This is a genomic window from Kitasatospora sp. NPDC001132 (assembly GCF_053598415.1).
Genome location: NZ_JBSFKF010000017.1, coordinates 139047 through 157452 on the forward strand (window position 1 = coordinate 139047; position 18406 = coordinate 157452).

The 18406-nt window shown below is 72.1% G+C and carries 20 protein-coding genes and 1 pseudogene; 7 read left to right on the forward strand and 14 right to left on the reverse strand.

Going from position 1 to position 18406, the window contains the following annotated elements; all coding sequences use genetic code 11:
• Entirely contained in the window at nt 1-774 is a 774-nt protein-coding gene (locus ACWDBE_RS22845) for a hypothetical protein (protein ID WP_449790598.1), read from the forward strand.
• Nucleotides 775-997: 223 nt separating this feature from the next.
• Here the strand turns inward: ACWDBE_RS22845 and ACWDBE_RS22850 are convergent.
• Nucleotides 998-1156: pseudogene (locus ACWDBE_RS22850) on the reverse strand (ATP-grasp ribosomal peptide maturase); the annotation flags it as partial.
• Nucleotides 1157-1244: 88 nt separating this feature from the next.
• Between ACWDBE_RS22850 and ACWDBE_RS22855 the strand changes: the two are divergent.
• The gene (locus ACWDBE_RS22855; protein WP_449790599.1) at nt 1245-1622 is read left to right on the forward strand and encodes a nuclear transport factor 2 family protein; all 378 of its coding nucleotides are present in this window, start codon (nt 1245-1247) and stop codon (nt 1620-1622) included.
• 58 nt (nt 1623-1680) lie between these two features.
• Here ACWDBE_RS22855 and ACWDBE_RS22860 read toward each other — a convergent pair whose 3' ends face one another.
• Both ACWDBE_RS22860 and ACWDBE_RS22865 read right to left on the reverse strand, forming a co-directional pair.
• Nucleotides 1681-1818: a DUF397 domain-containing protein gene (locus ACWDBE_RS22860; protein ID WP_449808899.1), complete on the reverse strand. Its 138-nt coding sequence runs from the start codon at nt 1816-1818 to the stop codon at nt 1681-1683.
• Nucleotides 1781-2728 (reverse strand): helix-turn-helix domain-containing protein, encoded by a 948-nt coding sequence (locus tag ACWDBE_RS22865; protein ID WP_449808923.1) that lies wholly within the window; start codon nt 2726-2728, stop codon nt 1781-1783. Before ACWDBE_RS22865 ends, ACWDBE_RS22860 begins: the two co-directional genes overlap by 38 nt.
• Nucleotides 2729-2889: 161 nt before the next feature.
• On the opposite strand from ACWDBE_RS22865, the gene ACWDBE_RS22870 reads away from it, so the two are divergent.
• From ACWDBE_RS22870 to ACWDBE_RS22890, 5 genes are all read left to right on the forward strand, one after another.
• Nucleotides 2890-3324: an ATP-binding protein gene (locus tag ACWDBE_RS22870; RefSeq protein WP_449790602.1), complete on the forward strand. Its 435-nt coding sequence runs from the start codon at nt 2890-2892 to the stop codon at nt 3322-3324.
• A 15-nt stretch (nt 3325-3339) separates the two neighbouring features.
• Nucleotides 3340-3909 (forward strand): hypothetical protein, encoded by a 570-nt coding sequence (locus ACWDBE_RS22875; RefSeq protein ID WP_449808900.1) that lies wholly within the window; start codon nt 3340-3342, stop codon nt 3907-3909.
• A gap of 40 nt (nt 3910-3949) precedes the next feature.
• Nucleotides 3950-4486 (forward strand): hypothetical protein, encoded by a 537-nt coding sequence (locus ACWDBE_RS22880; protein WP_449808901.1) that lies wholly within the window; start codon nt 3950-3952, stop codon nt 4484-4486.
• A gap of 512 nt (nt 4487-4998) precedes the next feature.
• Nucleotides 4999-5268: a hypothetical protein gene (locus ACWDBE_RS22885; protein WP_449790605.1), complete on the forward strand. Its 270-nt coding sequence runs from the start codon at nt 4999-5001 to the stop codon at nt 5266-5268.
• 192 nt (nt 5269-5460) lie between these two features.
• Nucleotides 5461-5913 carry a hypothetical protein gene (locus ACWDBE_RS22890; protein WP_449790606.1) on the forward strand — a complete coding sequence of 151 codons (453 nt, stop codon included), beginning with the start codon at nt 5461-5463 and terminating at the stop codon, nt 5911-5913.
• 163 nt (nt 5914-6076) lie between these two features.
• On the opposite strand, the gene ACWDBE_RS22895 is transcribed toward ACWDBE_RS22890, so the two are convergent.
• From ACWDBE_RS22895 to ACWDBE_RS22945, 11 genes are all read right to left on the reverse strand, one after another.
• Nucleotides 6077-8626 (reverse strand): collagenase, encoded by a 2550-nt coding sequence (locus ACWDBE_RS22895; RefSeq protein ID WP_449808902.1) that lies wholly within the window; start codon nt 8624-8626, stop codon nt 6077-6079.
• A gap of 156 nt (nt 8627-8782) precedes the next feature.
• A complete protein-coding gene (locus tag ACWDBE_RS22900) occupies nt 8783-9154 on the reverse strand; it encodes a transposase family protein (RefSeq protein ID WP_449790614.1) in 372 nt (123 codons plus the stop codon).
• A 43-nt stretch (nt 9155-9197) separates the two neighbouring features.
• Nucleotides 9198-9677 carry a hypothetical protein gene (locus ACWDBE_RS22905; protein ID WP_449790608.1) on the reverse strand — a complete coding sequence of 160 codons (480 nt, stop codon included), beginning with the start codon at nt 9675-9677 and terminating at the stop codon, nt 9198-9200.
• Nucleotides 9678-9742: 65 nt separating this feature from the next.
• Complete coding sequence (locus ACWDBE_RS22910) at nt 9743-10363, reverse strand: hypothetical protein (RefSeq protein ID WP_449790609.1); 621 nt, start codon at nt 10361-10363, stop codon at nt 9743-9745.
• Nucleotides 10360-12132 (reverse strand): alpha/beta hydrolase, encoded by a 1773-nt coding sequence (locus tag ACWDBE_RS22915; protein ID WP_449790610.1) that lies wholly within the window; start codon nt 12130-12132, stop codon nt 10360-10362. Before ACWDBE_RS22915 ends, ACWDBE_RS22910 begins: the two co-directional genes overlap by 4 nt.
• Nucleotides 12132-12506 carry a type VII secretion target gene (locus ACWDBE_RS22920; RefSeq protein WP_392870403.1) on the reverse strand — a complete coding sequence of 125 codons (375 nt, stop codon included), beginning with the start codon at nt 12504-12506 and terminating at the stop codon, nt 12132-12134. Before ACWDBE_RS22920 ends, ACWDBE_RS22915 begins: the two co-directional genes overlap by 1 nt.
• Before the next feature lie 279 nt (nt 12507-12785).
• The gene (locus tag ACWDBE_RS22925) at nt 12786-13073 is read right to left on the reverse strand and encodes a hypothetical protein (RefSeq protein WP_449793207.1); all 288 of its coding nucleotides are present in this window, start codon (nt 13071-13073) and stop codon (nt 12786-12788) included.
• Between the two features lie 149 nt (nt 13074-13222).
• The gene (locus ACWDBE_RS22930; protein WP_449808903.1) at nt 13223-13918 is read right to left on the reverse strand and encodes a hypothetical protein; all 696 of its coding nucleotides are present in this window, start codon (nt 13916-13918) and stop codon (nt 13223-13225) included.
• Nucleotides 13918-14559: a SigE family RNA polymerase sigma factor gene (locus tag ACWDBE_RS22935; protein WP_449808904.1), complete on the reverse strand. Its 642-nt coding sequence runs from the start codon at nt 14557-14559 to the stop codon at nt 13918-13920. Before ACWDBE_RS22935 ends, ACWDBE_RS22930 begins: the two co-directional genes overlap by 1 nt.
• 165 nt (nt 14560-14724) lie before the next feature.
• A complete protein-coding gene (locus ACWDBE_RS22940; protein ID WP_449808905.1) occupies nt 14725-15948 on the reverse strand; it encodes a glycosyltransferase in 1224 nt (407 codons plus the stop codon).
• Between the two features lie 33 nt (nt 15949-15981).
• The gene (locus tag ACWDBE_RS22945) at nt 15982-18393 is read right to left on the reverse strand and encodes an ATP-binding protein (protein WP_449808906.1); all 2412 of its coding nucleotides are present in this window, start codon (nt 18391-18393) and stop codon (nt 15982-15984) included.
• Nucleotides 18394-18406: the final 13 nt, after the last annotated feature.

Here is an 18406-nt window from a genome sequence, read left to right on the forward strand (position 1 = left end):
ATGTCGACCGATGCCGCCATCCTGGTAAGACGACCCTCCGGTCCCGCCCTCACCGCCCGGGAGATCTCCGACGTCCTCACGCTGACCGCCGATCCGCTCACGGATCCGTGGCACCACGTCGTGGGCACGGACGGGTCGAAGTTCCGGCTCCGGCTGAGCAGCGCGCCCGGCGACCTCTCCGGGCCGGCCGTCGAGTCGTCCGGTGCCGGGGAGCGGGACTACGACTGCTTCATCCACGTGTCCATCTACTGGACGACCGAGGAGACCGACGACAGCATCGGTTCGCTGCGGGCGTTCTGCCGCTCCCTCGTCGCCGAGCTGCACACCGTGTGGCCGGAGGCGGAGTCGGTGTTCGAGGTCGATGACGCCTACAGCTACCGGGCCCTCCCGGAGCCGTCCCAGGGCGTGGTCGACCTGCGGCTGGGGAGCGGGGCTCCGCCCGCGGAGCTCGGCTTCTCCCTGGTCGAGGCGGCCAACCGCGCCGCCTCGGGCACCGGACTCGTCTTCAGCGAGGACGAGCCCGGCCGGCACATCGTCCCGTCGGACGGCGCGGGCGACTCGGTGACCTACACCGTGTCCCACCGGGCGGAGGAACTCCCCTTCGCTGCCGGGGCGCGCTCCGCCGCCGCCCCGCTCGACGCCCGGAAGTTGGGCGAGTTCACCGAGCGCCTACTCGCCGAACTCGCCCGGCACACCGACGGCGCCGACCTGGCCTGCTGGGTGAACGGCCGGCTCTACCGCTACGAGGTGGAGCTCACGCCGCCGCTCGACTGACCTGATGCGCACTGAGGGGCCCCGACCGCTGCCTGCGGTCGGGGCCCTGCGCGCATTCGACATCGGCCCGCCCACGACGGCCGACGTTCGTAGGCGGGACACTGTGTGCGGCGCTGGAGGCGATCGCCGTCGCGGCGCCCGGGTGGCCTGCCTCGTGGACGGATCCGAACGGGACCAGCTCAGCGGTGCACCGGGGCGGACGGATACATCCTGCACGAGGCCGTCACCTCCGCCACGGCCCCGGCGATGGCCCGGCGATCGCCGAGGTGGAGCCGCAACCCTGCCAGGCCCATTGCCCGTTGGGGCTGCGTTCCAGGAAGTACCGGTCGTCGGTGGCGGTCACCGCGAAGTCGAACGCACCGTAGACCAGCCGGAACTCGGCTGGTGCGGTAACCGGGAAGGTTCACCGTGATCGGAAGGCGGTCCGTGGTTGGGTCGAGCGCACGCGAAACGGCTGGTATTACTGGGGTATGCAGGAAGAGACCGCACGCTCCGCGATCGACACGTTCATCTCCGCGTTCAACGCCTCGGACGACAGCTATGTGACTGCCCTGCTCTCCCAGGCCCTGACCTCAGACGTGATCTTCTGGGGGCCGCTGGGTCGCACCGAAGGGATCGGGGCGGTCGAGCGGTTCGTGCTGGACATCCGACGCCACCCGGCCGGGACCGGCACGATGGTGCGCTGCTCAGCGGTGGACATGCCTGACGAATGGGCCCGGTACCAGTGGGTCTTCACCACGCCTGACGGAGGCCCCCGCCTGGCGGGAACGGATGTCGTCCACCTGCGACGGAGCCTCATCGACCAGATCATCGTCTTCGCGGGGGAGATCGAGCCGTGCGCCTCCTGATTGACGTCCTCCCGGTCCTTTAGGGCCGGGAGGAGGTCAGGACACTGCTTAGCGGGCGTCAGTTCCCGATCGGGAACTCACCCGCCTGGATCGCGGCGATGAAGGAGTCCCAGGAGGCGGCCGGGAAGACGAGCGCCGGGCCGTGGGGGTCCTTGGAGTCACGCACGGGGACGAGGCCGGGGAATCCGGGGGCCACCTCGATGCAGTCGCCGCCGTTGCCGCCGCTGTGGCTGCTCTTGCGCCAGGCGGTCGCGTTGAGCTCGATCCTCGTCATCAATGAACCCCTTCAGCGCATCGGCGATCAGTGCAAGCGAGTCGGTGACTGGCAGTGCCGCCCCGTGGGCCAGATCATAGCTGCGGCGATGCGCCGCCACGATCGCCGGATCGTCACTGGCGTGCCCGCGATCCAGACTCTCGGAGTACACGCAGTTCCGACCGTCAGGCATCTCCAGCATCACCATGGACTTGTCGATGATGGCCTGTCGGGAGCCGAATGGCGCGACCTGGATGATCACGTTCGGGAGTTCCGCAACAGTCAGCAGGTGTTCCATCTGGCGTCGCATGACACCGGGACCGCCGAAGACGGTTCGAATGGCGCTCTCGTCCAGAATCACCAGCAGCAGCGGGCCCTCCGGATCGAGGAAGCGCGTCTGCCTCGCCAGTCGAGCCGCCGTCCGCTCCTCGATCTCTTCTGGCTTTCCGGCCGCATCGCTGATGCCGAAGACGGCCTCCGCGTACTCCCGGCACTGCAGCAGTCCGTGAATGACGGCCAGTTGGAAGATCCGTGCGGCTACCGCCTCGGCTTCCATGTCGACATGGATCTGGAACCAGTTCGGGTGTTCAACCTCGGCATTCCAGTCGACCCGATCCCAGAGCCGCTTCAGCGACCCGCCCGTGTCGAGCAGCACGTCGGCCCGCTCGACCATCTCCGGCGGCATGCGCCTCTGGCCGGACTCATACCTTGTGATGTTCGGTCGAGTGCAGTGCAGGAGCCTCGCCAGCTGCTCCTGCGTGTAGCCGGCCACCTCCCGGTAGAACCGCAGCTCTTCGCCGAAGATCCGTGCCGAACTGGCCGTCACTTCGCTCTTCAGCCGCCGGTGTGCCATGCCCGACCCCTTACGTACCGCATGTGTCTGGTACCTGATTTCGGCCATCACCGTACCTCTGCACCCCGGACACTTGAGACCGGAACGCAGTCATCTGCCTGCATAGCGTGATTGCGCGCTCCTGTCGCACGCCCCCCTCTGCCCCCGTGAGGTGCTCCCCCATGCTCAAAACCCACCAGCCCCGCGCGTTCGTCGCCCGCCTCGACTCGCGGACCGAATCCACGCCCCTGGCCCGCTACATGCTCCGGGCCTACCTCTCCGGGCTCCCCTCGGGCGAACGCTACGGCGACACGGCCGAGTTGATCCTCGGAGAGTTGTTCGCCAACGCCGTGCAGCACTCGGACGCGCCCGACGACCGGCACGTCGAAGTCCGCTTCTCGCTCGTCAGCTCCCGCCTGCGGATCGAAGTCCACGACGCCGGCTCCGGGTGCCCCGCCCTCCACGTGCCTGCCCCCGACGACGAGCACGGACGCGGACTCTTCCTCGTCAACAAGATCGCCGAACGCTGGGGCAGCGCCACCCGCCCCGGCGGCATCGGCAAGTTCGTCTGGGCCCACATCGCCCCCGCCCCGGCCCCCGCCCTCGTCACCGTCTGAAAGCCCGAACCCCCCATGAACCTCGCGACCCTCGCCCGCCACACCCTCTCCCGGGGCGCCACCCCCGCCGCCACCTACGCCCTGCTCGCCCGCCTCGGGCACCAGCCGCTGCCCGTCGCCCGCGCGGTCTGCCTCGCCCTCGACATCCCCCTCGCCGAGACCACCCGCCGCCTGGCCGACTGCCACGACGCCCTCCTCGCCGACCCCCGCCCCAACACCGAAGCCGACACCGGCGAACTCCTCGAAGCCCTCGGCGTCTTCGACATCCCCAAACCCCTCACCCCCACCGAACTCGCCGTCGTCGACCTCTTCCTGGTCGCCATCGACGCCATCGGCGGCATCCGCCCCGGCCACCAGCACGGCCTCACCCGCTGGTTCACCACCGGCAACCTCACCGCCGCCTACCTCTCCCTCACCGCCACCCACCCCCTCCCCCGCACCGGAGACCCCACCACCTACTGGACCACCCTCACCACCGCCGGCGAACTCCTCACCACCACCCCCAACCCCGACCCCCGCATCCGCTACGCCCTCACCCACTGCCGCACCCAGACCGCCACGCGGCGATCACGGCAGGCAGAATGACCACGGTGGCGCACGCCGCCACGGCATCAGGGAGCCCCGCATGGCCGACCACTACCCGTACCGCATCGTCACCAGGCGCGGCGACCTGACGCTGATCTGGCGTCCCGGAGAGGGTGATGCCCCCGACGAGTTCGTCGTCGACGAACTCGGCAGCCTCCTCGCCTTCGCTGAGCTCGGGCCGCTGCAGGAATCCTGCGACCGCAACGGCTGGGAGCTCGTCCCGGAGGGCGAGGGCACGCTCGATCTGGCCGCCGTACGGCGGTGGGTCGAGCACCCCGGCCTCCCCGACCCGGTCGCGGCGGTCGAGTTGCTGGACGCGTGGAACTTCTTCGAGGACCTCTCCCACACCCTGAAGGGCGGCCCAGCCCTTCCGTCCCAGGGGCCGGTCCATGACAGCGCCTACGAGAAGCTCTTCGGCGGCGAAGCCCTCGACGCGTCCGCCGGCGAGGAAGCCTGGACGGACGAGGAGACCACGGCCGTGCGCGAACTCCTCCGCGCGGGGCTGGACCTCTGGGAACGGGCCGTGCACGGATCCGGTGTCGGCCGATCGGCCACTACAGCCGCTACGGCCAGATGACGACGCCGTCGCGCACGACCAGCGGCATCAGCCGATGTTCCTCGTAGAACCGGGTGTATCCCAGGAGGATGCTGCCGTCCGCGAGCCGGTAGAGGAGTTCACCGGTGAGGTCGAACTGGTCGGGGGATCTCCTGCCGTCGGTCGCGGGCGTCAGGGTGCTGTCGGTCGACGTGGACGTCGAGTCGGTGAACGTGCAGGTCGAGTGCTCGGCGGTGGGGCACAGCTGCCCGGGGTGCGGGGACTGGTCGATCCGGGTGCACAGCTCCTACCTGCGGTTTCCCGTCGACGGTCCGGTCGGGGGCAGACGGGTCCGGTTGAGCTTGCGGGTGAGGCACTTCGTAGGCGGCAACCCCGGAGTTCGGGCGGTGGACGTTCGCCGAGCAGATCGAAGGGCTGACACGACGCCACGGCCGGTGGCCCGAGCAGTTGTGGGCCACGCTCGCCTCGGTCGGCCTGGCGGCTTGCCGGGCGGGCCGGCGCCCGGCTGGCCCGCCGCCGTGTTCGGGGTGTCGGTGAGCCGGATCACGGTGCTGCTTCTGGCCGAGGAGCTTCCCGACCCGGTGCCGCCGGCTCCTCGGGTGGTGGGCATCGACGAGTACGCGACGCGCAAGAGCCGCGCCTACGGGACGGTGCTGGTCGACGCCGAGATCCGCCGGCCCGTGGACCTGCTGCCCGACCGGGAGGTGTCGAGCCTGGCGGTCTGGCCGACGGCGGAGGCCGCGAGCCGGACGGCGGGGAGGTGGTTCACCCGGCGTTCGACGCGGGTTCGCCCGAGGTGGTAGCCGCATTGGCCCAGCCGGGCGGATTTACGTCACCCAGGATTGACTTTCAGACGGGCTGGCATATCGAAGGCAAAAATGGGTCGGAGCCTTGGAATCGCATGACAAAGTTTGGGTCATGGCACACGTGAAATGTCACATGGCTAGCAGTGCCTGTCTTCGAACGGTTTCTCACATCGTCTGAAGGAGAAGACCATGAACCGCATCACCCGCATCGCGGTGGGCGCCGCCGGTGCCGCCGCCCTGCTCGCGGCGCCCGTGCCGGCCTTCGCCGCCGCGACCGGCGCTGACACCGCCACCGCCACGGTCACGACTTGCAAGTACGGCCTCCAGGCCGGGTTGGCGACCTACGCCTGCGCAGACGTCACCGGCAGCAGCATCGTGATCTACGGGAAGATCGGCCTTGCCGGCCCGCCCGACGGGCCGGTGTCGTGGCAGACCCTGTACACCAATCTGTCGGCCGAGGTGGTCGGCGGCAACTCGCTTGGCTCCGTGAGCGGGAGCACGGCGTTCCATTCCACCGCGGTACAGGTGAACGGCTTCACCGCCACCGCCCCGTGCGGTTCGACAGTGCGTGCCACCTTCACGGTGCAGGGAAGCGGCCCATGGGGCACTCGGCCGGTGGTGGAAGTTCCGGTGACTTGCTGACGCTCCATCAATGTGACTGCCAAGGCCGGGAGTTGTCAGCATCCTGGGCTCGGCCGCCGCGGCGGCCTGCATGGACCTCGTCCGCCGCAGAGGCCCACATGGATGCCCTGGCTCACGCATCCCCGGGGATGCGTGAGCCAGGGCATCCGGGCTCACGCGCCGGTCAGTACTGGGTGGTGACGGTGACGCCGCTGAAGGCGGTCTTGCCGTAGAGGGTGATGTAGCGGTAGCCGGCCGTGGTGTTGGTGACGGTCACGGTCTGGGTGGTGCCGCTGTTCGTGGAGGAGGCGGCGTAGTCCGTGTTGGAGGCCCAACTGGTGGGGTTGTAGTAGAGGTAGGCGGTCCCGGTGCCGCCGGTGGCGGAGACGGTCAGCGTGGTGGTGCCGGCCGGCATGTAGATGTACATCATGTCCGCACTTCCGGCCTCGGCGGAGCGGTCGGCGCGGAAGCAGTTGTAGTCCAGCTTCCGGGTGTCGGGGTCGGTGCAGGCCACCGGTGCGGCCGGGGCGGTGACGGTGACGGTCCGGTTCGTGGTGGCCGTCTTGCCGTTGCTGTCGGTGACGGTGAGGGTGACGGTGTAGCTACCGGCGGCGCGGTAGGACTTCGCCGGGGAGGCCGCGGTACCGGTGGTGCCGTCGCCGAAGTTCCAGGCCCAGCCGGTGATGCTGCCCTTGCCCGCGGTCTCGGTGGAGCGGTCGGTCAGCTGGACGTTCAGGCCCCGCGTCGTGGCGTCGAAGGCCGCCTTCGGGGTGCCCGCGGTGAGGCAGGTGTCGGTGGCGCAGGTGTCGACCCACCTGGTGAAGTCGGCGTCGTAGGCGGTGCCGATGCCGTTGTAGTACGCGTAGGCGCGGGCGTAGTCGCCGGCGCGGAAGTAGCCGAGCATGGTCTGGACGACGCCCGGGTACCGCTCGATCATGTAGCGGGCGGCCAGGTAGCCCCAGTGGTAGGTGCGGACGACGTCGCTGTTCAGGTACGTGCTCTGTAGCAGGGTGCTGAGCGCGTAGGTGTGCTTGGGGGCCCAGGAGACCGCGTTGACGTCGGTGACGCCGCGGTAGGTGTAGGAGACGTATTCGGCGACGCCCTCGATCCACCACAGGTCGGGCACGCTGGTCTGCTGGTAGAAGTCGCCCTTCATGTCGTAGCGGGCGTCCAGGACGTGGGCGTACTCGTGGTTGAGGTTCCAGATCCGGGCGGTGAAGCCGTTCTCGTTCGGGTGCCGGTACATGAGGGAGACCGGCTGGTTGGCCGGGTCGCTCGGGGTCCCGGTCAGGGTGACCCCGCCGTTGTTGGTGTTCGCCTCGTATATCGCGCCGGCGTAGGTCTGGTAGTCGGCCTGGCTCGCGAAGACCACGAGCTGCACGGACGACTCGTACTGGCCGGGGATGGGGCCGTTGTCGCGGACGAGGCTGTGGAAGTACGCGTCCTCGCCCTTGAGGTCGGCGCAGACGGCGGCGAGTTCGGCCGCGGTGAGGTCCTGGGCCAGGACGGTGAGGGTGGCGTTGCAGGTCTGCCTGATCGGCAGCACCGCCTTGGTCAGCCGCTGCTTCAGGTCGCAGACGCCGTAGTAGGAGCACTGCTCCTTGTCGAAGAAGGCGGCCGTGTTGGCCGTGCCGACCCACAGCGGGGCGGTGGGGCCGGTCATCGACGAGCTGTCGAGCAGGGCCTTGGCCAGTGGGCGGATCCTGGCCTGGAAGGCCGGGTACTTGACGAACCGGGTCAGTTCGATGCCGGCGTTGGACTCCAGGAAGCCGGGGTAGGTTCCGAGCAGGTCGTGGTGGGTGCGGGTGAACGCGTCGAGGGTGTCGATGATGCCCGGGTCCGCGGTCACGGCGTCGACGAAGGACTTGAACTGGTGGCCCCGGTCCAGCGCGTTGAGGGCGCTGTTGACGTAGGTGAGCAGGTTCTTCGAGCTGTCGTACGCGCTGGTGTAGCCGTTCAGCACCTGCCGGTAGGTGTTCAGGTAGCGGCCCTGCTGCCCGGCGCTGTCGGTGAGGATGATGACGTCGTTGGCGACCTGGCCGTTCGCGTCGGTGACGTCCGCGGCGTGCGGGCCGGCCAGGAAGGCGTCGATGCCGCGTGTGACGGCGGCGGTCAGCGTCGCGTCGTAGGGGCCGACGTGCGCGAGGTCCTTCTCCTGCACGTAGTAGCCCGCGCGCAGGTACAGGACGACCTGCCAGGTGTCGGCGGAGTTGTCGCCGGGGTAGGAGGCGGCGGCACTCTGGAAGGCGTCGGCCATCGTCGCCATCTGGCTCTGGCGGAACAGTGCCGAGGCGTACGGGCTGCCGCCGAGCAGGAACAGCGAGCCGATGCACTGGGGGGTCGAGGCCTTGACGTAGGACACCAGAGCGGCCCCGGTCCTGCCGGCGAAGTCGGCCGGGGTGCACGACTGGGCGGTGACCGGCCCCGCCACGAGCGCGCGCGGTGCGGCCTTGGCCAGGCCCTTGTCCGGGCCGGTCTCTTCCGGCGCCGTGACGGACAGCGGGTTGACCAGCGGCAGTTGCGCGGCCGTGAGCCGGCGGGCCTGCGGCGCGGCGGGGCTCTCGGGATCGGCGAACGGGCTGCCGGGCACCTCCGACGAGCTGCCGGAGGGCTGGTACGTGTTCGAAGCGGCCGGTCCGGGGGTGACCGGCGTGGGGGCGGCCTGGCTCGGTCCGGCGGATATGCCGAGCAGGACGGTGCCTGCCGCGGCAGCCGTGGCCAGCAGCCTGGACATGCGTGGGAGCGGACGCATCGTCTATTCCTTTGTGGGGGAAACGCGAACGGAGCGCCACGGACGTCGGGACGTGGGAGGCATCCGAAGCGTGTGACGCACCGTCTCACAAGACCGGCGGGGCGATCAATAGGGTGTGACATGTCACCTGTCTCGGATTCACCTCTGCCGAAAACGGCGGCCCTGGCACACCGGGGCCTGGCAGGCGAAGCGGTGCACCCGCAGGGCAACCGTCACGGGCCGCCCGCAGATGGGCAGATCCGACGGATAGCGCAGGTAGGAGCCGTGGACCCGCTCCGACCACGTCCCGCAATCCGGACATGACGCACCCGGAGCAGCCACGCGGGCGGCGATCCGCACCACCGCACCGGACGCTTCGACACCGAAGACCTCCACCTGGGGCAGCACGGGAACAGCGACTCGCCGCGTGGCACCTCCGTGGCCGACTCCCGGTGCGCGTCGGTGAGTCGCCGAACCGTTCCACACTGGCCCGAGGACTCCGGCGCGGCAATACCCGGCACCGATCCCCATGTGATGCGCAACCGCTACGATCACGGCTACACGGGACGCCCCGTCAGCACGACCAGAACGGGTCGTCGTAGCGGGGGAACACGTCGAGCCGACCGTCGGGCAGGGTCGGCTCGGGCTCGTAGGTGCCGAAGGGGTCACGGTCGCGGATGACCGGGATGGGGCCGACGGTGGCCTGGACGGTGATGTTGCCGGCGGCGCCGAAGAGCATGCACACGCCGTACCCGTCCGGTGTGGCGGCGAACATGGCGGGCTGGCGGGGGTTGACGGCGGTCATCCGGTATCCCCGGGCCTTCCAGCCGCGTTCGGTGATCCCCAGCAGCGCGCCGTACCGGGAAGGGGCGACCTTCGTCATCACATGGCGGTCCCGGGTGGCGGTGGCGTAGCCCAGGGACCGGTCCTCCGGGCCGGCCGTCTGCTCGGTGGAGCGGGGCCAGGCGTCCCAGTACCGCAGCGGGGGGCGGATGGCGGACATCGCCTCGTCGAGAAGCGCGTCGAGGGCCTGGACGGCCTGTTCGGGGGTCATGCGGAGACTTTCGGAGCGAGCGGGGAAGCGGGGCGGCGGCCCCGGGACGGCCGAGGACCCGGCGATCAGACGGACCAGTACGGGTCGTCGTACGTCGGCATGACGTCGGGGGCCCCGCCGGCCGTGGTCGGCTCGGGCGTGGGGGTGCCGAACGGGTCCTGGCCCTCCGGCACCGGGATCGGGCTGACGGTCGCCCCGATGTCGATGTTCCCGGCGGGGTGGATGGTGATGCTCACGCCGTGGCCCTCGGCGGTGGTGGCGAACAGGGCCTGGAGGTTGGCGGGCCCGGCTTCGACCTTGTAGCCCTTGGCCTGCCAGGTGTTGCGCACCGCGTCCAGCAGGGCGCCGTACTTGGCGGGGGCGACCTTGGTCATGACGTGGCGCTGGCGGGAGGCCTTGGCGTAGCCGAGGGAGTGCTCGTCCAGGCCCTTGGAGTACTGCACGGTGGCCTCCGGCCAGGCGTCCCGGCAGCGCAGCGCCGGCTGCACGCCCGAGGTCACCTCGTCGAGCAGGGAGTCGAGCTTCTGCAGGGCCTGCGCGGGCGCCATGAGCGGCCCGGGGGTCCCGCCGCCGCTCCGGCCGCCGCCCGTACCGCCGCCGCCCCCGCCGGCACAGGCGGTGACGCCGAACGCGAGGACGGCGCAGGCGACCGCCAGGACGAGGGCGGGGCGGGGGGAACGGTTCATCGGTGGTCCTGCCTCGTGACGTGGTCGTACTGTCCGGCCACGATCTGGCCGATGTTGTTGACGGATTCCAGGGTCTTCGACTGGGCGTCGTTGGGGTCGGTCATGTAGTCGGAGTGGGAGTCGAAGGAGAGCGACGGCCCGTCGGCGACCGCGAAGCGGTTGGCGCCGAACTGCTTGCTGGCCGGGTCCTGGCCGAACCAGAGCTCGTTCTCGGGGCCGAACCAGTCGTACAGCTTGTCACCGACGAAGCCCCCGAGCAGGGAACCGCCGCCGGGGCCGAGGAGTCCGGTGCCGATCTCGACGCCCGCGGCGTCGTTGGCGACCCGGTCCTTGCTCGGCAGGTGGCTGACCGGGTCGTTCTCCGCGTCGCCGACCCACACGTGCTCGGGGGCGATGTGCAGCTGCGAGGCCTTCTGCGCGCCCGTACCGGGAGAGCCGACGAGAATGATGTCGTCGGCGCCGTTGCCGCCGGGCATCTGCGCGCCCAGGCCCACCGTGGTGGAGCCGTAGCTGTGGGCGAGGGCGACCAGGTGCGCCGGCGGCCCGTCGTGGGTGGCGCGCAGGCCGGCCATGAACCGGTCGTAGGAGGCGCCGCCCTTGGACGCGCGGTCGGTCCCCATCACCTCCAGCGGGCGCAGGTCGCCGTCGGCGAGCTTCTCCAGGCCCGGCGGCGGGTCGTAGCCGAGCCAGACCATCGACGCGACCTCGGCGTTGGGGTCGGCGTTGTGCGCGGCGTTCCACACGTTCAGGGCGCGGTCGCCGTCCTTGCCGCCGACGGCGGCGAGCGTGGTGCCCAGCCCCGGCACGTACGCGCTGACGTTCTTCGCGGTGTCCGGGTTGCCGTAGCAGAGGATGCCGCGGCCCTGGCCCTCCTCGCTGACGCCGAGCAGGAACATGGGGGGCTGCTTGTCCTTGCCGGACTCCAGCCGCGCCCTGATCGCGCGGAAGCCCTCGAGCTTCTGCTTCTCGCCGTCCGTCAGCCCGGACTTGTGCTCGTACTCGGTGATGAGGTGGGCGAGGTTGAGCCGGTTGGCCTGGTTCCGGGCCTCCGCCGGGATGCCGTCGCGCATGCCCAGCAGGTCCGGATGGGACTCGATGAGCCGCTGCTGCTCGTCGGGTGCCAGCCCCTTCCACCAGGAGTTGACCTCGGTGGGCTGGGCGCCGGCGGGCGGGAACCCGGCGGCCATCAGGTCGATGCCCTGCTGGGTGACGGCCTTCAGGTCGGCGGCGGCCTTGTCGGCGTCGAGCCCCGTGCCGTTGCGGGCCCGCGCGGTCAGGTCGTCGAGCAGTTTGGCGACCTTCTGGTCGGCGTTGTCGGCGATGCCGACGGCGTGGGATATCCGGTTCGCGAGTGCCTTCGCCCGTTCGGGGACGTTGTACCCCGGGTCGTTGCGCTCGGCCTGGGACGGCGGGGGCCAGGACACGGCGCCGTCGTCGGCGACGGTCAGCCCCAGGTTCTGCGCCTCCTGCAGCGCGACCTTCAGCTCGGACTGGGCCAGCAGGAAGTTCTCCGAGGCCTCGCGCAGCAGCCCGGAGACCGCCGACATCTCGGTGTGCGCCGCGTCCAGACGGGTGCTGGTGCGCTGGAGGGAGGCGTTGGCGGCACCGGCGGCGTTGCCGACCCAGTTCGCGTTGAGGATGTGCTTGGTGACCTCGTGCTGCATCGTCTGGACGTGCTTGCCGAAGTTGCCGGCGAGGGTGTCGTACGCGGTCGCGGCCGGCTGGAGGCCGGACAGGTCGGCGTCGCGCAGCTGGGCGAGGGTGACCATCAGCCACCCGCCTGCGGCTTGAGGGAGGCGGCGCTGTTCTTGTCCGCGTTGCGGTAGCCGGCGGCGGTCTGGCCCAGCTTCAGACTGACCTGGTCGACCTCGGTGGCGAGGTTCTTCAGGCACTCCTCCCACGCGGTCGCGCAGTTCTTCAGCGAGGCGCCGACGCGCCAGCCGGACAGGGCGGCGGCGGCCTTGTCCGAGGGGTCGTGAATGGTCTTGAGCTCGTTCGGCATCGCCTCGGCGGTCTCCTTGGCCGCCTTGGCCGCCGCGTCCAGGTCCGCGGGGTTGACGCCGAAGGTCGGCGCGATCGGCGCCCCGGCCGGCGGGAGCCCGTAGAGCCCGACCGGTCCGCCCGGGTCCGCGTAGGCGTTCATGGTTGTCCGTCCCCCTGCTCGTCGACCTGTGGTGCGCGGACGAACCAGCCCTGGGGCGGCAGCGTGGCGATCGAACAGTCATGCGCCCGAACTGGTTCATTCGTGCAGGTGAACGTAGCAGACCCGGCCCGTCCCCTGGTGCCCGGCCGGCGCAGCGCCGTGGCGGCCCGATCAGGGCGCGACCGAACTGACCGGAAACTCGGGCGCGTTGGCGGCGCGGACCGACCTCTGGAGTCCCGCCGCGCGGCGAGGCACCGCGCGGCGGGACGACGCTCCGGCCTACCGCGCGGCGAGGCGGCGGCCGAGGTCCTCCAGATAAGGGGCGCCGTAGGCGTCCGTGAGGTCGTCGAGGTCGATCATCGGCGGGATGTCGATGACGGGCTGACGCTCGACGAGGAAGGCCACCGTCTCCTGGACGATCCTGGTCTCGTCCGCGCCGGTGACCTGCGGCAGGTCGAGGACGCCGTCGGTGACCCGGATCCGGGTCTCGGCCTCGACGGCGCCCTCACGGACCCGAACCAGGTGCTCGTGGTCGCCCAGGGGCTCGACCTGGATCTCAACTCCCATGGCAGTCTCCGCCTTTCAGTTCCGCTCGGTTCCGCGTGGCCCGGGCCGCGAGGCCGTGAAGCCGGGAGGCCGTGAAGCCGTGGGGTCGCGGCTACGTGGATGCTAACCCCCCGTCGGCACGGCGCTGGTGCGGGCTGCCCGTACCGGGTTCAGGGCGAGACCGTCTTGCTCGCCAGCACCCTCCCCTGGGCGTCGTACGCGGCGATCCTGATGCCCTGGAGCGGGTCCGCCTCCCGAACATGGGCAGTCGCGTCGCCGGGCCCCCAGAGGTAGCCGGTGGCGTAGCCCGGGTCGCCGGGGAGCGAGGCGACGGTGGCCCAGTACGACCGGCCGCCCACCTCGACGGCCATCCGGGCCACCTGTCCGGGCCCGCGGTAGACGAGGTTGTACAGCGCCTCCTGGTACTGCGGGGGGTTCCCGTAGTACTGCATCGTGATCTCGGTCGCGCCCCCCGCCCAGGAGTGCCCGCCGCAGCCCGGACCGCTTCCGTACGCAGGGGCGTCGTGGATGCAGATCTCCTGGTCCTTCAGCTGCATCCACCAGTCCTGGCGGCCCAACGGCAGCTGCCTGCCGGGCTCCACCACCACGGCCTCGGGAGCCGGCCCCTCCGGCAGCCGCGGAGCCTGCGAGGCCGGCCCGACGGCCGTGCCCCCGAGCTGCGCGGACAGCACCGTGGCCGTGCCGGCCACCACGGCGAGCGCGGCCACCACCACCGACGCGCCCATCGCCACCCGGCGCCGCTGGCGGCGCACGTGGACCCGCACGGGCCCGGCGGACCAGTCCGCCACCGCGACCCGGGCCGCCTCGTCCCGCAGGGCGCCGCGCACCATGTCCTCGGTGTCCATCACCTGTTGCCTCCGTTCGTGCCGTCGATCGTCGAGTCGGTGTCCACCGCGCGCGCTGCCTGTGGGGCGTACGGAGCCAGCGCCGGGTGGGCGCGCAGTTTCGCCAGGCCCCGGCTCGCCTGGCTCTTCACGTTGCCCGGCGAGCAGCCGAGCACGTCGGCGACCTGGCGCTCGCTCATGTCCTCCCAGTAGCGCAGGACGACCACGGCCCGCTGGCGCTGCGGCAGTTCGGCCAGCGCCTGGAGCAGCACCGAGCGCTCCTCGACCTCGCGGTGGCCGCCGCTGCCCGCGGTGGACGCCCGGTCGGGCAGGACGGGCACGAGCAGTTGCCTGACCCGGCGCCGCCGGTGGCGGCTCAGGTTGTTGTTCACCAGGGCCCGGTGGACGTAGGCGTCCGGCTCGTCCAGGCGGCTGATCCGGGACCAGTTCCTGAAGACCTTCGCGAACGTCGCCTGCACCACGTCCTCGGCCTCGTGATGGTCGCCGGTGAGCAGGTAGGCGGTGCGCACCAGCCGCCGCCAGCGCGTGGCGGCGAACGCCTCGAAGTCGGGCTCCCACCGGCCGGGGCCGTCGGCGGACACCGTTGCCGTGACGGGCCGGGGCCGGTCCTCCGGTGGGACGTGCAATGTGCTCGCGGTCATCCGATTCCTCTTCGCGTCCACGCGACGGCCCGACCGGACCGCCGCTCTGCCCTACTCACCCCCGCGCCGCGGAAGGGGTTGCACGGCTCGGCCGGCGAGAACGGCCGGCGGGGACGGTCGGTGGGGACAGTCGCGGAGATCGGCGGCGAGAACGAGCGGCGGGGCTCAGCGGCCGGGGCCGTCGGCGATCCGGGCGACGTGGGACAGGACCGCCCCGGCGCCGTCCTCGGCCGCCATGAGCCCGGCGACGGCGGCCGCGCGGCGGCGGACGGGCTCGGCCAGGGCCGCCGTGATCGCGGCGGCGAGGCGTTCGGCGGTGAGCTCCGCGAACGGCACGGGCTCCGGGGCGACCCCCAGCCGGTGCAGCCGCGCCGCCCAGAACGGCTGGTCGGCCATGACGGGCACCGGTACGGCGGGGACGCCGGCTCGCAGCGCCGCGCCGGTGGTGCCCGCTCCGGCGTGGTGGACGACCGCGGCCGTGCGGGGGAAAACCCAGTCATGGGGCACGTCGCCGACGGACAGGACGCCGTCGCCCGCCGCCTCCAGCCCGGCCCAGCCCGCCTGGACCACCGCGCGCACACCCGCCCGCCGCACCGCCGCCGTCACCAGCTCGCCGAGCCGCGCCCCCTCCCCCGGCGCCATGCTGCCGAACCCGATGAACACCGGCGCCGGACCGGCCCTGAGGAAGTCCACCAGTTCGGCCGGGGGCTGCCAGCCCTGTGGCCGGGCGGGCCACCAGAAGCCCGCCACCTCGACCGGGGCCGGCCAGTCCGCCGGGCGCGGCAGCAGCACGGGGCTGTAGCCGTGGACGACCGGACGGGTGTGCCCGAGCGGTTCCGGCGAGGTCGTACCGGGAAGGCCGAGGCGCTCGCGCAGCCGGGCCACGGCACCCGAGAACAGCCGCTCCGCGCTCCGCAGCCGCTCCTGCCCGGCGGCGAGGTTGCCCTCCGGTCCCAGGTCCCCGCCGCCGGCGGGGCCGGGCAGCGGGAACTCCCCGGTGGCGAAGGCGGGCGTGAGGTACGTGCCGAGGACGGGCACGCCATGGGCCTCCCCGGCCGTCAGACTGAACGGCGACGGGGCGAAGGCGGTGAGCAGCAGGTCGGCCCCGCCGGCCACGGCGTCCGCCACGCCGTCGGCGAGCCCGTCCACGAACGCGGCCGTCACCGCGCGGGTCTCCGCCGGGGACGTCGCACGGGCCCTGTCACGGATGAACGCCTCCGGGTCCCCCGGCACTGGCCGGTGTTCCAGGCCGCAGGACTCGACCAGCGTCGCGAAGGTCGGATGGGCGGCCACGGCGACCCGGTGCCCGGCGTCCACCAGGCGTCGGCCCAGGCCGGTGAACGGAGCGACGTCCCCGCGGGAGCCGGTCGTGACGATCAGAATGCGCATGACGTGATTCTCCACGGCGGACCGGTGCCGGCATCAGGACTCGGCGCCGGCACCGGGGTCCGCCGGCGCCCGTTCCGTGGGCCCTGACCACCGCCGGCTCCCGGCGGGTTCGTCGCGCTGCTCGTACGTCCACACCGCGAGCTGGGTGCGCGAGGCGAACCCCAGCTTGTCCAGGATGCGTTCGACGTGGTTCTCCGCGGTGCGCTGCGCGATCGTCAGGCGCGCCGCGATGTCCTTGTTGGTGAGGCCTTCGGCGACCAGTTCCGCGATCTGGCTCTCGCGCCGCGTCAGTCCCGGCACCCCGGCCGCGTCCTCCAGTACGTAGGCCATCGCCTCGTCCACGGTGGCGCGCGCTCCGCGGCGGAACTCCCGGTCGAAGGCGGCGGCGGGCAGCGCCTCCCGCGCCGCGGCGTCGAAGCGCAGGTGCCGGGCGCGCATGAACGGCGCCGCGCCGAGTCGCCCACCCAGCGACTCCCACAGCAGGTGCAGCACGCCCAGGAGCCGGGCGGTGCGCCGCGGGTCGTCCCGGGTGCTCCACGCGATGACCTCCACGCACATGGCCACGTCCCACCAGTCCTGGAACGGGCGCAGCCGGGCGATGGCCGCCCTGGCGTGCGTGATCGCGTCGGCGGGCGCGTCGGCGCGCAGGGCCAGCAGGGCGCGGGCGAGCAGGGCCATGCCGCGCAGCCATGACTCGTCGTGCGCGCGGGCGGCCTCCTCGACCTCTCGGCACGCCTCGTCGGCCACGGCGGACTGGCCTCCGTAGGCGTTGGCGATGGCGAACTTGACCCGGCATTCGAGGGCTGCGTCGAGGCAGCCGAGCGCGCGGAACTCGCTGTGCGCCCGCGCGAACAGCTCGGCGGCGCTCGCGAAGTCCTCCCGCCAGACGGCGAGGATCCCGTGGTGGTGCCGCACCCAGGCCGACTCCCGCCGGTGTCCGCCCCGGCCGGCCACCGCCTCGCAGGCGGCGAGGGCGCGGCGGACCTCGTCCTCCGGATCGCCCCGCAGGATGCGCAGGTACGTCTCGGTGACCAGGGCCTGTACGCGGACGGCGGCGTCCGGCCCGGCGTCGTCGCCGCCCTCGCCGTGGGCGCGGTCGGCGGCGAGCAGCTGCGACAGCCAGTGGCACCCCTCGGGCAGCAGGCCCGCGGTGATCCAGTAGTGCCGGGGCGACACGGCCAGCGCCAGACCGGCCCGCGCCTGCCCGCGCTCCAGGCAGTACTCCAGGGCCGCGCGCAGGTTCGGGTGGTCCAGGCGCAGCCGCGTGAACCAGTCGACCTGCCGGGGCCCGAACCACTCCCGCCCGGCTCGTGCGGTCAGTTCGGCGTACCGGTCCCGGTGGCGGCCGCGCAGCGCGTCGAGCGAGCCGGACGCGGCCAGCCGCTCGTACCCGTACTCCCGTACCGTCTCCAGCATGTGGTAGCGCGAACGCCCGTTCACCTGGCGGCGGTTGACGATCGACCTGGCCACCAGGCCGTCCAGGGCGTCGAGCAGGGCGGCGGGCGGCAGTTCGGCGTCCGCGCAGACCTGTTCGAGGCCCTCCAGGTCGAACCCGCCGCGGAACACCGAGGCGCGTGCCCAGAGCAGCCGTTCGCGCGCCGTGCACAGGTCGTGGCTCCAGTCGATCAGCGCGCGCAGGGTGCGCTGCCGGTCGGTGGCGACGCTGCTCCCCCCGGTGAGCAGTGCGAACCGGTCGGTGAGCCGCTCCAGGATCTCCTGCGGCGTCAGGCTCCGGATGCGGGCCGCGGCCAGCTCGATCGCGAAGGGCAGCCCGTCCAGGCGGCGTACGAGCTCGGCGACGGCGGCGGCGTCGGCCCTGGTCAGGGTGAAGCCGGGCAGCACGGCGGCGGCCCGGTCGGTGAACAGCGCTACGGCCGGGTTGCCGCTCACGGCGCGCAGGCCGTGGCCGGTACCGGCGTCCGCGTCCGCGTCCGGCACCGGCAAGGGCTCCACGGGGAAGACCTGTTCGCCCGCGATGCCGAGCGGCTGCCGGCTGGTCGCCAGGACCCGCAGCCCGGGCGCGGCACGCAGCAGCGTGTCGGTGAGGCGGGCGCACGCGTCGATCAGGTGCTCGCAGTTGTCCAGCACCAACAGGGCACGCCGCTCGCGCAGCCGGGCGGCGAGGACGGTCGTCGCATCGGCGCCGGGGCGGCCCGGGTTCGCCGCGTCGAGGGTGCCCAGGACGCTGGGGGCGAGCAGCTCCGGGTCCCGCAGGTCGGCGAGTTCGGCCACGTACACGCCGTCGGGGAAGGCGGATCGCGCCGCGCCCGCCGCCACGCGCAGCGCCAACCGGGTCTTGCCCACGCCCCCGGTTCCGCTGAGCGTGACCAGGCGCGCGCCGGAGAGCAACCGGGCGATCCGGGCCGTCTCCGCCCGCCGCCCGATCAACGGCGTCAGTGCGACGTCCGGGCCGGCGAACGTCCCCGTGGCTGCCTCCGATTCCATGGGCCGCCATCTT